The organism is Actinoalloteichus caeruleus DSM 43889 (assembly GCF_000429185.2).
In the GTDB taxonomy this organism is placed as follows: domain Bacteria; phylum Actinomycetota; class Actinomycetes; order Mycobacteriales; family Pseudonocardiaceae; genus Actinoalloteichus_B; species Actinoalloteichus_B caeruleus.
This window is the reverse complement of sequence record NZ_AUBJ02000001.1, coordinates 4,429,493-4,444,046: the sequence shown is the minus strand read 5'-3', so window position 1 is coordinate 4,444,046 and position 14,554 is coordinate 4,429,493. Positions and strand designations below refer to the sequence as shown.

General features: G+C 72.6%; 13 protein-coding genes and 3 tRNA genes. 3 read left to right on the top strand and 13 right to left on the bottom strand.

Features of this window, described 5'->3' with window-relative positions; translation table 11 throughout:
• Positions 1–3 precede the first annotated feature (3 nt).
• Complete coding sequence (locus G443_RS25555) at positions 4–1,395, bottom strand: O-antigen ligase family protein (RefSeq protein WP_026419639.1); 1,392 nt, start codon at positions 1,393–1,395, stop codon at positions 4–6.
• 58 nt (positions 1,396–1,453) lie between these two features.
• Here G443_RS25555 and G443_RS17710 point away from each other — a divergent pair, with 58 nt between their 5' ends.
• Positions 1,454–2,242 (top strand): hypothetical protein, encoded by a 789-nt coding sequence (locus G443_RS17710; protein ID WP_253860241.1) that lies wholly within the window; start codon positions 1,454–1,456, stop codon positions 2,240–2,242.
• Here the strand turns inward: G443_RS17710 and G443_RS17705 are convergent.
• Together G443_RS17705 and G443_RS17700 are read right to left on the bottom strand one after the other, a co-directional pair.
• A complete protein-coding gene (locus G443_RS17705) occupies positions 2,222–3,151 on the bottom strand; it encodes a glycosyltransferase family 2 protein (protein ID WP_051314160.1) in 930 nt (309 codons plus the stop codon). The genes G443_RS17710 and G443_RS17705 overlap by 21 nt on opposite strands.
• Positions 3,148–4,311: a methyltransferase C-terminal domain-containing protein gene (locus G443_RS17700; protein WP_026419641.1), complete on the bottom strand. Its 1,164-nt coding sequence runs from the start codon at positions 4,309–4,311 to the stop codon at positions 3,148–3,150. Before G443_RS17700 ends, G443_RS17705 begins: the two co-directional genes overlap by 4 nt.
• Positions 4,312–4,394: 83 nt before the next feature.
• Here G443_RS17700 and G443_RS17695 point away from each other — a divergent pair, with 83 nt between their 5' ends.
• Positions 4,395–4,949 carry a dTDP-4-dehydrorhamnose 3,5-epimerase family protein gene (locus tag G443_RS17695; RefSeq protein ID WP_026419642.1) on the top strand — a complete coding sequence of 185 codons (555 nt, stop codon included), beginning with the start codon at positions 4,395–4,397 and terminating at the stop codon, positions 4,947–4,949.
• 23 nt (positions 4,950–4,972) lie between these two features.
• Here the strand turns inward: G443_RS17695 and G443_RS17690 are convergent, their stop codons facing one another.
• From G443_RS17690 to G443_RS17645, 10 genes are all read right to left on the bottom strand, one after another.
• Entirely contained in the window at positions 4,973–6,010 is a 1,038-nt protein-coding gene (locus G443_RS17690; RefSeq protein ID WP_026419643.1) for an NAD-dependent epimerase/dehydratase family protein, read from the bottom strand.
• Positions 5,995–6,657, bottom strand: coding sequence for a PIG-L deacetylase family protein (locus G443_RS17685; protein ID WP_026419644.1), 663 nt, complete (start codon positions 6,655–6,657; stop codon positions 5,995–5,997). The genes G443_RS17690 and G443_RS17685 overlap by 16 nt, the downstream gene beginning before the upstream one ends.
• Complete coding sequence (locus G443_RS17680; RefSeq protein ID WP_026419645.1) at positions 6,654–7,466, bottom strand: glycosyltransferase family protein; 813 nt, start codon at positions 7,464–7,466, stop codon at positions 6,654–6,656. The genes G443_RS17685 and G443_RS17680 overlap by 4 nt, the downstream gene beginning before the upstream one ends.
• Entirely contained in the window at positions 7,463–8,731 is a 1,269-nt protein-coding gene (locus G443_RS17675; RefSeq protein ID WP_026419646.1) for a class I SAM-dependent methyltransferase, read from the bottom strand. The genes G443_RS17680 and G443_RS17675 overlap by 4 nt, the downstream gene beginning before the upstream one ends.
• Positions 8,731–10,110, bottom strand: a complete 1,380-nt coding sequence (locus G443_RS17670) for a sugar transferase (protein ID WP_026419647.1) — start codon at positions 10,108–10,110, stop codon at positions 8,731–8,733. Before G443_RS17670 ends, G443_RS17675 begins: the two co-directional genes overlap by 1 nt.
• A 1,370-nt stretch (positions 10,111–11,480) precedes the next feature.
• Positions 11,481–11,554: transfer RNA gene (locus tag G443_RS17665), tRNA-Phe, on the bottom strand.
• A gap of 31 nt (positions 11,555–11,585) precedes the next feature.
• Positions 11,586–11,662 (bottom strand) — tRNA-Asp (locus G443_RS17660).
• A gap of 22 nt (positions 11,663–11,684) precedes the next feature.
• Positions 11,685–11,757 (bottom strand) — tRNA-Glu (locus G443_RS17655).
• Between the two features lie 437 nt (positions 11,758–12,194).
• Positions 12,195–12,830 carry a ScbR family autoregulator-binding transcription factor gene (locus G443_RS17650; protein WP_162147322.1) on the bottom strand — a complete coding sequence of 212 codons (636 nt, stop codon included), beginning with the start codon at positions 12,828–12,830 and terminating at the stop codon, positions 12,195–12,197.
• A 352-nt stretch (positions 12,831–13,182) separates the two neighbouring features.
• The gene (locus tag G443_RS17645; RefSeq protein WP_016700499.1) at positions 13,183–13,419 is read right to left on the bottom strand and encodes a hypothetical protein; all 237 of its coding nucleotides are present in this window, start codon (positions 13,417–13,419) and stop codon (positions 13,183–13,185) included.
• A gap of 817 nt (positions 13,420–14,236) precedes the next feature.
• Between G443_RS17645 and G443_RS17640 the strand changes: the two genes are divergently transcribed.
• The gene (locus G443_RS17640) at positions 14,237–14,533 is read left to right on the top strand and encodes a hypothetical protein (protein WP_051314162.1); all 297 of its coding nucleotides are present in this window, start codon (positions 14,237–14,239) and stop codon (positions 14,531–14,533) included.
• Positions 14,534–14,554 lie beyond the last annotated feature (21 nt).

Sequence of the window (14,554 nt, the reverse complement as noted above, 5' to 3'; positions counted from 1 at the left end):
TGCTCATCCCTTCCTGGTGGGGTGGTCGGTCGAGCGCGGAGACCTGGCACGGGCCGACACGGCCGGGGAGGACACGGCACCGACCAGGCCGATGAGGAGGAACAGGTAACCCTGGAACTGGGGGAAGGCCAGCGCGTCGAAGGTGCCGAGGCAGCAGACGCCGACCAGCAGCGCGACGGCCAGTGCCCAACCGGTGTCCCGATCCCGCGTCGCCTCGCCCGTCGCGTCCCCGTCACCACTCCCCACGGCGCCCCCCGCGACCCGGCGGGCCAGCAGCAGGGGCGTGGCCAGCAGGACGAGCAGCCCGAGCAGCCCGAGCGGCCCGGATTCGACGAGCGTCAGCAGGTACTGGTTGTCGAGGTAGGGCTGTGGAGGCGCCAGGTAGGTCCCGAAGCCCTGCCCCCACCACGGGTGCTCGGCGAGGCGACCGGCGACGTAGGTGTAGTCCTCCAACCGGCCGCGCACGCTGTTGTCCGTTCGGGACCCGAGGACCGTGGCGGCGAGGACCTCCGCCAGCCGGGGCCAGGCGGTGACCACCACCACCAACGCCCCCACCAGGCCGAACCCCAACGACACCCACCGCCGCAGCCCTATCCGGGGGAGCAGGGCGACGAGGACCACGGCCACCCCGAGCAGCCCCGTGCGGGAGATCGTGGTGAGGACTCCGAGGGCCAGCAGGGCGGCGCACCCCCACCACAGCCAGGGCCGCCGGCCGTGACCGGCCAGGTGGATGGCGAGCGGCAGTGCCATCGCGGCGAGCGCGGCCAGCTCGATGGGGTGGTGCGCGAACCCCATCGCCCGGACCAGGCCGCCCCTGGCGAGATCCGCGTCCCACAGCGGGGCGAGCTCCAGGCCCGGTACCTCCAGCAGCGGTCGCGGGTCGACGCCGACCGTGAAGAGGACCACCGCCGCCCCGGCCGACGCGGTGGTGCCGAGCACGAGTGCCCCCAGCACCCACCTCACCTCACGGCGACCGCGAACCCCGTCCGAGGCGAGCAACGCGACCCCGATCGCCGGGACGAGGGCCAACAGCGCCCGGTCGGTCTCCTCGATCCGGTCCGCGCCGACCCCGCCACCATCGAGGGTGGCGAGGGCGTGCGCCGTGAGCACCAGCACCAGGAACCCCAGCAGCGCGCGGGTCACCGGGTTCGCGCCCGTGGACCTCCGGAGCCCGCCCACCACCGCGACCAGCCACCACAGCAGGCAGGCGAGGGCGAGCAGCCGAGCCGGGGTGACCCCGCCCGCTCCCCCCACCACGACGAGGTTCTGGGGCAGTGCCAGCAGCAGCGCGAACACCGCGAGGACGGCACCGACCGGTGCGCGCCACCGGCCGGTGCCCGTTTCCCCGCGCGGGAGCGGGTGGCTGACCGGCCGCTCCGCCAGCCCCCAGGTCACCCGCCGGCCACCCGCTCCGGGGTCGCGCCGACGCGGTCCGCCACGGCCCCGTCCCCCGGTGCCGAGGCGGCGGTCCGCTCGCCGCCGCCCCGCCGGGGGTCGGCTCGGGCGGGTCCCCCGCCCCGCGCTCCCCGGGTCCGGGCTTCCGGCGGTCCACGAGCAGGACCACGGCGGTGAGCGCCGCCGCCCCCAGCGCACCGAGCAGGCCGAGGGCGCGCAGCTGCGCGCCCCGGGTCGTGACCGCGTTCCCGGGTGCGACCACCTCGCTGAGCACGACCAGCTCACCGGCGGTGACACCGGCCCGTTCCTGGCGTTCCCGGAGCTCGGCGCCGGCGAGATCGATCACCCGGGCCACCGAGGCGTTCGCACGGGGGCCGGTCTCCGCCGTCACCGTGACGGTGAGGAACGCGCTCGCCCCACCCAGTTGGACGTCGTCGTTGCTGACCTCCACGTCACCCACGACCCCGGCGGCCGCGAGGCGTTCATCGGCACCCGGTGCCGTCAGCACCGTCCTGACCAGCGTCGCGGCCTGCTCCTGGGCTCGGTCCACTCGCGCGAAGGGGTTGCCCCCCTCCGGTCCCGGCTCCGTGATGGCCAGCAGCACGGCGGTGACCCGCTGCTGCGGTGGAACCGCGACCGCCACCGCGGCCAGCACCCCGCCGAGCAGGGCACCCAGCGCCAGGGTGAGCCGCCACCGGCGGGCGAGCACCCGGAGTACCTGCACCGCGTCCATCTCCGCTTCCCGTACCTCTCGTGTCGTCCCGGGCGCGAGGTCGGCGGGCTCCCGGCCGGGACCAGGAAGTCGTCCCGTGCCGAGCCCGCTCTCTCAGCCCCGGGGCCTGGATGACCGGTCGGCCGCCCCGGCGAGCCGTCGACCCGCGTCCACCGCCGCCCTGGCGACGTTGCGGGCCATGGGCACCGCGTTGTCCCGGAGCCACGGCCGCAACGCGGCCAACGCCGCCAGCCGTTGGCCCGGGGACAGCGGCGATCGGAGGACGGCCCGGAGGAACCAGCCGCCCTCCTCCACGTTGGGGAGCACGAGCGACCGCCGACCGGGACGCTGGCTCCGGTAGAACTCGCGGGGGTCGACCCGTTCGCTGATCCGGTCGGGGTGGATCCGGTGCAGCAGCAGCTCCTCGTCCAGGTGGACGAACGGGCCCCGCAGAGCCAGCTCGGCCACCAGCACGCGGTCCCCCGCCTTGATCGGCGGGTTCAGCATCGTGCTCGCCAGCACGTGCCGGCGGACCAGGCCGTAGCAGTAGTAGTTGTGATGCGGCACCTCCAACAGGTCCCGCACCCGCACGGCCGGGTCGGGGTGGTCGACCCGGCACTCGTTGTGCCAGGAGCCGAGGACCCCGTCGTCCGGGCCGATCTCGGTCGCCGAGGACGACGCCAGCACGACCTCGGGTCGGTCGGCGAGCGCGGCGGCGAGCCGGGCGAGGCGGTCGGGGCGCCACACGTCGTCCGCCGCCGCCCAGGCGAAGAGCCCGCCCCGAGCCTCCCCCACCAGCCGGTTGTGGTTGCCCATCACGCCGATGTCCCGGGCCCGCCGCAGGTAGCGGACGCGGGCGTCGCCTCGGGCGAGGTCCCCGACGATGTCGGCGGTGGCATCGGTCGAGCAGTTGTCGGCCACGATCAGCTCGTAGTCGACGTCCCGCTGGTCGAGCAGCGACCTGAGCGCCGCCTCCAGGTAGGGCTCACCGTTGCGCACGGGCAGGCCGACGCTGATCGGAGGAGCCGCGACCGGGTCGCTCATCCGTTCCTCCCCACCCTGGTCACCTCGGCCGCCGCGGTGTCCGCCCGCTGTCGTGGCAGCCAGGGCGGCAGCCGGTCGACAGCGACCCAACGGCCCCCGGACTCCTCGACCCAGGGCAGGGCGGCCCGGGCCTCGGGCAGCAGTTCGGGCAGGAACACCAGGACGACGTCGGGACGCCGGGAACGCAGCCGGTTCGGTGCGACGATGGGAACCCGGCTGCCGGGGAACCGCCGACCGTCCTTCGACACCGACGCGTCAGCGACGAACGGCAGCAGGTCGGGGCCGACGCCGGCCGCGCACAGCAGCGGCACCGCGCGGGAGCCCGCCCCGTAACCGACCACGCGCCGGCCCAACGCCCTGCCCTCGGCGAGCCAGGACCGGAGGCTCTCGACGTCCCGGGTCACCGCGTGCTGGAGCGCCCGCAGGTGTCGTGGGTCACCGACCCCCAGCGCCTCCTCCTCCGCGAGGAGCGCCCGCACGCTGTCGTCCTGGGTGCCACGTCGGGCGCAGGCGAGCAGGACGGTCCCCCCGTAGAGGTCGAACCGCCAGGCCCTCCGGACGACGACACCGAGCTGGCCGAGCATCGTCACGAGCGCCGCCGTGGAGTAGTAGGCGAAGTGGCCGTGCCGCAGCGCGTTCCACTGGTCGCCGCGCAGGATCGCGGCCAGGCTGTGGAACTGCACGAGGAGCACCCCGTCCTCCGCGAGGGCTCGCACCCGGCGTCGCAGGGCGGCGGCCTGGTCGGGGTGGTGCATCATCCCGAAGCAGTCCAGGACCAGGTCGGAGGCCGCGCCAGGAGCCGTCGGCGTGAGCCCCCGATGGGTGAGCAGGAGCGACCAGGAACCTCCGTGCGGGCTGCCGAACTCCAGGAAACCCCCACGGTCCGGTAGCCAGCCCTCGGCGGCCACCCGGGACACCGCCTCCTCGGCCTGGCGGGCGAGCGCCGCCGGCTCCACCCCCCTGGCCCGCTCGGGAATGCCCGGGTCCTCCAGGAGCTGCGCCAGCCCGCACTCCCGGCACCAGCCCATCCGCAGCGGCCAACGGGGATCAGGGCCGCCGTCGACGACCGAGGGGAAGAGGTCGCAGGGCGGCTGCTCCCCGAGGTCCAGGACGGGCTGGGGCGCGCTGGTGCCGCACCAGCGGCAGTCGAACCGGGTCATCGCGCGAGCCGCCTTCCCTGGCCACGGCGGTTCCGCCCACCCCTGCCGCCGACCCGGGTGGACCACTGTGGACAATGGCGGCCATGCGTGTCCGGCCGGGTCGGCTTCCAGGGGTGCTGCTCTTCGTGCCCACTCCCCACCACGACGACCGGGGCCTGTTCACCCGCACCTTCGACGTGGACGTCGCGGCCGAACACGGTGTCGACGGAACCGCGTTCCGCCAGGACTCCCAGTCGCGGTCCCGCCGAGGTGTGCTGCGCGGACTGCACGGCAGGATCGGCCGGGGCGAGTCCAAACTGGTGCGCTGCGCCCGAGGAGCGGTGTACGACGTGGTGGTCGACGCCCGGCCCGACTCGCCGACCTTCGGGGAGTACGAGGCGTTCCGGCTCGACGACGACTCCTTCTCCCAGCTCTACGTGCCGGCCGGTTTCCTGCACGGCTTCCAGGCGCTCACCGACGTCGCCGACGTCTGCTACCGGATCGACGCCACCCACGACCCCTCGGCCGATGTCGCCGTGCGCTACGACGACCCCGGCCTGGGGGTGGTGTGGCCGCTGCCCGTGAGCGTCGTCAGCGCACGTGACGCGACTGCCGGCGGGTGGGAGGAACTGCGCGACAGGCTGGTGGCGGGAGCCTGACGTCGAGCGGTCGACGGGGGCGCTCACAGCGGGGCCCCCGCCGGAGCCGGCCGCAGGTCCTCGGTGACCACGCCGTCGGCACGCAGCTCGGACAGCCTGGCGAGCCGCGTGAAACGCCGGCGGAACCCGTCCTGGGTCAGGCCGTAGGCCGTGTAGCTGGCGGACAGCTCCTCGGCGCCGGCGCTCACCCCCCACCTCGGCTCGAACGCGGGCAGCCGCGACATGATGCGGGAGAAGTCGACCACGTACGACCGGGGGTCGCCGCCGGTCTCCCCGGTGATGACGAGCCGGGAACCCGGCACCGCGTCCACCACCCGGCGGGCGATGTCCGCGACGGTCAGGTTGTTCGCGGAGGTACCGACGTTGAAGGCCTCGCCGTGCACCGCGGCCCTCGGTGCCTCCAACGTCGCAAGGAACGCCGCGGCGATGTCCCGGACGTGCACCAACGGCCGCCACGGGGTGCCGTCGGAGAGGACCCGCACCTCACCGGTCAGCACGGCGTGACCCACCAGGTTGTTCAACACGATGTCGGCGCGCATCCGGGGCGAGGCGCCGAAGGCGGTGGCGTTGCGCAGGAACACCGGGGTGAAGTGGTCGTCGGCGAGGTCGCGAACGTCGTCCTCGACCATCACCTTGCTCGTCGCGTACGGCGTGACCGGGCGCAGCGGGGCGTCCTCGTCGACCAGTGCGTCACCCGCGGCCCCGTACACCGAACACGTGGAGGCGTAGAGGAAGCGGCGGACGCCCGCCTCCCGTGCCAGCCTGGCCAGTCGCACCGAGGCCTTGTGGTTGACCTCGTAGGTCACCTCCGGGGTCAGCGCGCCCAACGGGTCGTTCGACAGCGCCGCCATGTGCACCACCGCGTCGACCCCCGCCAGCTGGCCGGGGGTGACGTCGCGGATGTCGGTGGTGTAGCCCACCGGGTCGGGCACCGCCGGGCCGAGCACGCAGTCGGCGAACAGCCCGGAGTCCAGACCCACCACCTCGTGCCCCGCCCCCGCCAGGATCGGCGCCACGACGCTGCCCAGGTATCCCTGGTGCCCGGTCACCAGCACGCGCATGGGGTGCCTCCGTTCAGCACGAACTTGTCCGCAAAGAAGCCTTCGGCGTATCTGGCCCTGCTCTGTACCCCTCGGACCCTCGCGAGGCCCAGGAACGTCTCGGGGTCGAACCAGTGCCTGTCCGCCTGCGACGGGTAGCACTCGCCCAGGATCCGGCTCTTGGCCTGGGCGCACTCCTCGCTCAGCGGCACGAACACCGCCGGTTGGAGGAGGTCGCCGTCCCACTTGGGGATCTCGTAACCGAGCACGAGGTGGTCCCGGAAGACGGTGGGCACCAGGGCGGCGAGGGTGCGGTGGTCCTGGTGCGCGTCGTGGGCGGCCGGGGCGAACACGAGGTCGGGGTCCAGGGTCGAGGCGAGGCGCTCCAACGCGTCCTTGACCTCGGACCAGTGGGCCGGGAGGCGGCCGTCGGGCAGGTCCAGGACCCGGCACGAGAGGTCGGCCCCACCGCAGAGGGCGGCCAGCGCCTTCCGCTCCTCGGCCTCCCGGTCACCGCCGCCGCCGGTGCAGACCAGGGCGTCCACCGCGAGCCCTGGACGGGACGAGCACAGCGACAGCAACGTCCCGCCCGCCCCGATGCCGATGTCGTCGCAGTGCGCCCCCAGCACCAGGACCCGGTCGACCCGCTCCGGGCGCAGGCCGATCACGGGGCCGCCACCGGACGCCGCGCCTCGGACGCCCCGTCGACGTCCCACAGCATCCAGGGCCGTTCTCCGGCCGCGTAGGCTCGGTCGAGGGCGACCCTTTCCTTGACGGTGTCCGCCGGGGCCCAGAACCCCCGGTGCGGGTAGGCCAGCAACCGTCCCCGCTTCGCCAGCTCACCGCAGGCGTCCTCGACGAGGTCGCCGCCGGGGGGCAGGTGATCGAACACCTCGGGGCGCAACACGAAGTAGCCGCCGTTCTCCCAGATCGGCAGCCGACTGACGGGCGTGATCGCGCCCACCCTGCTGTCCTCGCCGAGCTCGACGCAGTGGAACGAGGACTGCGGGGGGACGACCATCATCCCGGCCGCGACATCGCCGCGGCGGACCCGTTCCACGACCCGGTCGAGCGGGGCGTCGGTCAACACGTCCGCGTAGTTGGCGAGGAACAGCTCCTCGTCCTCCACGAGGTGCCTGACCCGGCGCAACCGCTCCCCGATGGGGGAGTCCAGTCCGGTGTGGACGAACTCGATGGTCCAGTCGCGGATGTCGGACGAGCGCAGCTGCACCCGTCCGCCGCGCAGCACGAAGTCGTTGGACGCGGTCTCGGAATAGGTGAGGAAGAAGTTCTTGATGTGCTCGGCCCCGTACCCCAGGCACAGCACGAACTCGGTGTGCCCGAAGTGGGCGTAGTAGCGCATCACGTGCCACAGCAACGGCCGTGGGCCCACCGGGTGCATGGGTTTGGGCAGCTCGTCGGTGGTCCCGACACGCATCCGCATGCCGTGGCCGCCGCAGAACAACACGACCTTCATCGTTGGCTCCTCACCACGGGCTGGCCCTGCGCGGACCGGGGATCGACGACCTCGAGCCTGGGGATGGGGAACACCAACCGGCCGCCCCAGTCGGCCACGTGGGCGAGCTGGTCCACCAGTTCGTCCCGCAGGTTCCACGGCAGCACCAGCACGTAGTCCGGGCGGTCCAGCGCGAGCCGCTCCGGCGGGTGCACCGGGATGCGGGCGCCCGGCGTGTAACGGCCGTGCTTGTAGGGGTTGCGGTCCACCGTGTACGGCAGCAGGTCGGGTCGGATCCCGCAGTGGTTCAGCAGGGTGTTCCCCTTGCCAGGAGCGCCGTACCCGACGACCGTCCGCCCGGACCGACGCGTTTCCAGGAGGAACGTCAGGAGGTCGGCCCGGATGCGGTGCACGTCCTCGGCGAGCCCCAGGTGACCGTCCGCCGTGTGCAGGCCCGCGTCCGCCTCCGCCGCGAGCACCTCCAGCACCGCCGCCGAGGGCGGTCCGGCGGCGTCGGCCGGGCGTGCCCACAGCCGGATCGACCCACCGTGCGTGGGCAACAGCTCCACGTCGACCACCACGAGCCCGCCGGTCGCCAGCGCCTGTTGCGCCGATCGCACCGTGTAGTACTGGAAGTGCTCGTGGTAGATGGTGTCGAACTGGCAGTGCCTTACGAGGCTCAGCAGGTGTTGGACCTCGATGCTCACCCAGCCGTCGTCCGCGACGAGACCGCGCAGGCCGGCGGTGAAGCCCCGGATGTCGGGGACGTGCGCGTAGACGTTGTTGGCCACGACCAGGTCGGCCGGGCCGTGCTCGTCCCGGATCCGGGCGGCGGTCTCCGGTCCGAGGAACTCGGTGAGGGTCGGCACACCGTTCTCCCTGGCCACGGCGCCGACATTGCGCGCCGGTTCTACCCCGAGGCAGCGGACGCCCCGCTCGACCAGGTGCCTGAGCAGGTAACCGTCATTGCTCGCGGCCTCGACGACGAAGGAGTCGCGCCCCAGGCCCAGCCGCGCCACCGCGTCGGCGACGTACCGCGCGGCGTGCCGCACCCAGGACACCGAGAAGGAGGAGAAGTAGGCGTACTCGGTGAAGGTCTCCTCCGGGGTGACCAAGGCGGGGAGCTGGGCGAGCAGGCAGGAGGAGCAGACCCTGAGATGCAGCGGGTAGGTGGGTTCGGGCAGGTCGAGTTCGCTCGGTCCGAGGAAGCGTTCGCAGGGGGGCGTCGCTCCCAGGTCGAGCACGCCGCGCAGGTCGGGGCGCTCGCACAGTCGGCAGGTGTCCATCAGTACGCCCCCTGGCCGCGCACCACGGCCCAGCCCGTCTTCCAGAGGATCACGAAGTCGAGGGCGAGTGACCAGTTCTCGACGTACCGCAGGTCGAGCCGCACCGACTCCTCCCACGACAGGTCGCTCCGGCCGCTGATCTGCCACAGCCCGGTGAGCCCCGGCTTCACCATCAGGCGCCGGTGCGCCGCCGCGTCGTAGCAGGCCACCTCCTCCGGGAGGGGCGGGCGGGGCCCCACCAGCGACATCGACCCGGTCAGCACGTTGACCAGCTGGGGGAGTTCGTCCAGGGAGTACCGGCGCAGGACCGCTCCGAGGCGCGTCACCCTCGGATCGGAACGCATCTTGAACAGCGGGCCGGCGCCCCGGTTCGCCGCCACCAGCGCGGCCCGCTGGTCATCGGCCCTGACGACCATGCTGCGGAACTTGAGCATGGTGAACATGCGGCCGTGCCGACCGACCCGTCGCTGCCGGTAGAGCACGGGGCCACCGGAGTCCACGACGACGAGCAGGGCTATCACCAGCAGGAGGGGCAGGGTGAGCACGAGCAGCACCGCGGCGAGCAGGCAGTCCACCAGGTTCTTCACCACCCGGCGGGCGCCGGTCAGGCAGGGAGCGCTGACCCGCAGGAGCGGCAGCCCGAAGACCGGGGCGACGTGCAGCCGGGGGCCCGTCACCTCGAGCAGCATGGGGGCCACCACCATCTCCGCGGTGCTGTCCTCCAACTGCCAGGCGAGCCGTTGCACCCGAGCCGGTGTCCAGTAGGGGTCGGGGGCCAGGGCCACCACCCGGTAACCACCGCGTTCGACGCGGGCGGCCACGTCCTCCACCGTTCCGACGACGGGAACCCCTCCCACCTCACCGACACAGCCGTCGAGTGGGGCGGTCGGTGCGGTGGACAGGCACACCGCCTCCACCCGCCAGCCGTAGTGCGGTTCCCGCCGGGTCCGGTCGATGAGGTCGGCCAACGCCCCCGCCCCACCGGCGGCCAGCACCGGCAACAGGCACTCGCCGCGACGACGCCGACGGTGCAGCGCCTGCCGCAGCAGGTACCGCGCCGGGATGAGCCCGCCGGCGAGAACCGGGACCACACCGAAGATCCAGGGCCGCAGGGCTGGCGTGTCGAGCGCCATCGCGGCCAGTGCGAGGAAGACCATCGTGGTGAGCAGCACCCGACCGAGGCGGCGGTACTCCTCGGCGCCCTGCCCGAGTACGCGCGGTTCCCACACCCGGCAGCCCACCATCGCGAGCGTCACCGTCACCCAGGTGACGCCGGCGAGGGTGAACGCGACCGCCGGGGCCACCTCGGAGGGACCGCCACCGAGGACGAGGGCGGCCCCGAGCGCGACCGCCACGGTGATCAGCTGGTCGGCCAGCACCACACCGGTGCGGTGCCGGCGTTCCCAACCCGTCGTTGGTCGAGCGGAGGGCGAGGGCGGACACGGTGGAGTCGGATGCGGATGCGGATGCCCACCGTCGACCGCTGTCGGGGGTCGCCCCGTCGGGGCGCTCGCCCGGGGTTCCTCCGCTGCGGCGGTGGCGAACGTGGGCCTCGCCAGTGGCAGGGTCGTCGTGTCCTGTGCGGTGTCGAGGGAGATTGGTCCGGACAGTACGCCGGTAGCGGTGGTACCCGTCCCGTCCTGGAAGCTTCGCGAGAACCGAACGGTGCGCTGCGTGTGCACGCTGATGAACCCCCAGCCTTTCCCATTCTTGCCAGGCATCCCGGCGGTGCCCCGGTGTCCGCACGTCCGCGACGGCGAGCGGCGACCCGCGGCACCACCGGGCGCAGTCAACCACCCGGCTCACGGCGCAGCGTTCCGAATCAGACGGCTGACAATCGTTCGTTCGAGGCGAGAAAAAACCTTCGAAGAGACGGATCAAGTCACGCACCGCTGCGAACATGTCCCTCGACAGAGTTGATCTTCGGACTTGCACTCCGCGCGGTCCTGACAGGTGTCGAGCTCTCGGCGGAGGGCCGTCACGCAGCGGAACCAGAAGCCGGTGACCGTCTGTTATCGGATCGAAACGATCAGCGTAGGCGGGCGCGACGAACGGCTCAGCCCGCTCCGCCATCGGCGGTGCCGAACCGGCCGCGCGATCGACCGAGGCGACTCGCGATCAGCGCAGAGTCACACCTGCTACTCCGTCGAGGCTGGCGCTCCACGCCGACACGCGCTCCCGTGGACGGGTTCGCCGGCCCCGCCGCCACTCGCCCGGCTCGCTCCCTCCCCCTCCTCGCCTCCCCGGAGCCCAGCCGGACACGGGGGCGCGCCACGACCAGCGTTGGTCCAGTGGGCCACCGCGGGTGGCCGGAGCGGGTCACCGCCTCGCACCGGGGGGCGGGCGAGGGCTCCTCGACCGCCGGGCACGTGGCATCCCACTCGGCGTGCTCGGACGGGCCGGGGAGGCACCGCCACCCCGGACGGGAGACCGGACGAGCGTGTCGGCACGGTCCCGCGCTGGGCCGCACACGCGAGCGGACGGCGGGGGAGCGCGTCCCGCCGGGCAGCGGCCGCCCCTGGGCGGCGCGAGAACCGGCCGGCGGCGCCAGCTGGCCCACCACGGCCGGTGCGCGGGATCGGAGGTGCGGGGAGGTCGGGTGCGGAAGCCGCACCCTTCGCGAGTCGGTTCCCCGGGCCAGCAACGCGCGTCCGCCTGGGACCAGCACCCAGGCGGGGCCGCGTCCGGCACGCACGACGAAGGGCCCCACCCTGCTGGGTGGAGCCCTCTCGTTTCTGCTCGTCCGCTGTGGCCAGGGCCGGGGTCGAACCGGCGACCTTCCGCTTTTCAGGCGGACGCTCGTACCAACTGAGCTACCTGGCCGTTCGCTCCCGGTCATGCTGACCGATAGCTCTGGCGACCCCGACGGGACTCGAACCCGCGACCTCCGCCGTGACAGGGCGGCGCGCTAACCAACTGCGCCACGGGGCCTTGATGGCCTTGTGTTGTGCCGTGCTCCCAACGGGATTCGAACCCGCGCTACCGCCTTGAAAGGGCGGCGTCCTAGGCCGCTAGACGATGGGAGCGTGGCCGGACTAGCCTGACCCGGCCTCGCCCTCAACGATTTTGTTAACTTCTCTCGTTGGGAGCACGCATAGCTTAGGACACGTTCGAGGTGAATGCCAAAACGGGTGGTCAGAGGCCCGCGACCCCTCTGGGCACGCGAACGACAACCCCTTCCCCGTCCCGGCGATCGAGGGCATCTCCGCTGGTCAGAGGGCATTTTGACCCTTCAAGCCCTCCGCGGCGCCCCGGCGCGCGCCCCCCTCCCGAAGTGCCACGGGCGAACAACATCGCGAACGTGGCGCTGGTCACTCGCCAGATTACTCCGTTCGGCGTAGGGAACGAGTGGGGCCGCCCGGATGGCGACCCGGTGCCGGCGCGGGCCCCGATCGGCCACCCGGCCCCGTCGCCCGCCCCACCCGGCCGCGCCCCGTTGCCCCACCGGGGAGGGCGGACGGCGTCAGGCACCGACGAGAGCCGGGTCGCTGCCCTGGAACTCGCTCCACCACCCCGCCGTGGCCACACCGGGCAGCACCACGCGCCAGAGGCGGGAGACCCGATCCGCGAGATCGCCGCTCCCGGCGGTGCCGTGCGACACGGCTCTCGCCCCCACGACACCGGCGGCGATCACACCGGCCACGTCCCCCGGGTCGACGCCGGGCCGCAGCAGTCCCCTCCGCCCGGCGTCGGTCAACAACCGGCGCAGCAACCCCTCCCAACTGACGTACCAGGCCCCGAACAGCTCACCGGGTCCGCCGTCCTCCCCCAGGAGGCGGATCCCCGCCCAGGCGAGCTCGTCCTCGGTCAACAGGCGGGCGTAGTCGTCGACCATGAGGACCACGGTGCGCAGCGGGTCGGACGCGGCACGCAGCCGGTGCCGCTCGATTTCCATCCACCCCCTCCTTGAATGGTCAATTAAGTGCTGGGCGAGCGCCTCTTTCGACGGGAAGTGGAAATAGAAGGCGCCCTTGGTAACCCGGCTCCGTTCCAGAATGATGTTCAGCGAGGTGGCCCCGAACCCGAGACGGGCGAACTCCCTGGCGGCGGCCAGCACTATGGCCTCGCGGGTGACCCTGGCCCGATGTTGCTGCGGCATTGCGGCTCCAACATGGGGAAACACGGACAGGTGGACCCCGGCCGAGGCCCACACCGACGACATCGGTCGGTGATCAACAAAGTTACCGTGTCACCCACATTGGTGGCCCGAACGAGTAAGCCGCACGCCGGAACCATTACTGCCGATACGCGACCCGTTGCCGGGAAAGGGACCGGTCGGTATGTTTCCCCCGGGACGGTCGCCGCGTTTCGAGATCACCGATGCCTTCGCGGCCGCCAACCCGAGATCAGTCGCGCTCCGGGGGGTGCGCGCCTGGTTCGGCGCCCCGGCGCCGAACACGCGGCGGGGGTGGGCGCCAACGCGCCCACCCCCGCCGCTACCAACGTCGTGGTCACCGCCGCACGGGCGGCACCCCGTCCTCGCCGGGTGTCAGGCCGAGCATGTCCAGCAGCAACCGGCAGTCCTCCGCTCCGGTCGCGCCGGCCGCCACCGCCACCCGCGCCCGGTGCACCTGTTCCTCGGAGACCCTGGGCAGTTCGCCGTTCCGCGGCGCCGGCACCTGCGGCGTCGACGACAACGGCTCATCGCTCTGCCACAGGAACTTCCGCATGTCCAGTGAGCCGGCCATGACACCTCCCCGATCTGGTTTCGGCGCAGAGTATCTGCCCGCCGACCCCATCAGCAGCCCCCCGCAGGGGTGATTCGATTACTACCGTGTGTAGTGTGCTAACGCACCTCTGTCTTCGCTGTAGAGTGCCGCGCTGACGTCAGTTCAAACCACTCTTCCGGGGACAAATGGCTCCGCTCCCCGGAGTCGCCCACCCCGGTTGGGCGTGGCTTTCCCGGGCTTACCCCGCGCGGGCCCCGGAGACACCCTCCCGACCCCGCCTTCCCGACCCCTGGTCCCCACCACCCGCTTCGAACACGAAGAGTGACGCGTCGTCGGCGACAGGCGCGGTGGGCTCCCGGTACAACGGGGAACGCGTGGCCCCATCGTCGCCGCATGGCGGGCGGAGGTGACCGACCGCACCAGCCGGGGCCCTGGCTCAGGGCGGTCCGGGACCGAGTGCTCCGCTCGGCCCTCCCCACACGACCGTTGGGTGGTCATCAGCTGCCGCCCAACGGCGGCAGCTGGTCACCTCACGGAAAGATCACGAAGGAAAGTTGACGAATCCGATGCGGTATCACGGCCCGACGTGCGACAATTTCCCCGCTGGCAAACCCCCAGCCAGCACTGTGGAGATTCCCCTCCAGCCCCCGCGTTCCTCCCCCTGGCGCGGGGGCCTCCGCATTCCTGGGCCTCGCGCCACCCTCGGCCCCGGGCACGTCGAGTCCATTGAGGACGATGTGCTTGCCGCCGCCCACTTGGGCGACCGCAACCAAGTCGTTATCGTTGACGGGTGGCTTTCGGACGAGCGAAACCTTCAGGACGGCGGCGCCCCGCGGTGAAGCAGGGGACGGAGGCGGGTCCGGACAACGAACTCGACTCCTACCTGGCCGCGCTGGCGCCGGAGAGCGAGGAGGAGACGACCGCGACCGGGCTCCGCTTCGGCAAGGCCCAGGTGCTCCAGCTCCGGCTGCGACCGGAGTCCAGCGAGCAGCTGCGCCAGCTCGCCGAGGAGCTGGACACCGCTCCGACGACCCTGGCCCAGGAATGGCTTGAGCAGCGGTTGGCCTGGGAGGTGCGCCAACGCCAACAGCAGTGGACCGAACCGGAGAGCCAGCTGAGCGGCCAGATCTGACCGAGGCTCCACGCGAAGGGC

What these genes read in the sequence shown, in the direction of transcription:
- G443_RS17705 (WP_051314160.1), bottom strand. Translation starts at nt 3,151, where the DNA reads ATGAGCGACCCGGTCGCGGCTCCTCCGATCAGCGTCGGCCTGCCCGTG.
- G443_RS17675 (WP_026419646.1), bottom strand. Translation starts at nt 8,731, where the DNA reads ATGGACACCTGCCGACTGTGCGAGCGCCCCGACCTGCGCGGCGTGCTC.
- G443_RS17645 (WP_016700499.1), bottom strand. Translation starts at nt 13,419, where the DNA reads ATGGCCGGCTCACTGGACATGCGGAAGTTCCTGTGGCAGAGCGATGAG.
- G443_RS17650 (WP_162147322.1), bottom strand. Translation starts at nt 12,830, where the DNA reads ATGCCGCAGCAACATCGGGCCAGGGTCACCCGCGAGGCCATAGTGCTG.
- G443_RS17690 (WP_026419643.1), bottom strand. Translation starts at nt 6,010, where the DNA reads ATGCGCGTGCTGGTGACCGGGCACCAGGGATACCTGGGCAGCGTCGTG.
- G443_RS17680 (WP_026419645.1), bottom strand. Translation starts at nt 7,466, where the DNA reads ATGAAGGTCGTGTTGTTCTGCGGCGGCCACGGCATGCGGATGCGTGTC.
- G443_RS17700 (WP_026419641.1), bottom strand. Translation starts at nt 4,311, where the DNA reads ATGACCCGGTTCGACTGCCGCTGGTGCGGCACCAGCGCGCCCCAGCCC.
- G443_RS17695 (WP_026419642.1), top strand. Translation starts at nt 4,395, where the DNA reads ATGCGTGTCCGGCCGGGTCGGCTTCCAGGGGTGCTGCTCTTCGTGCCC.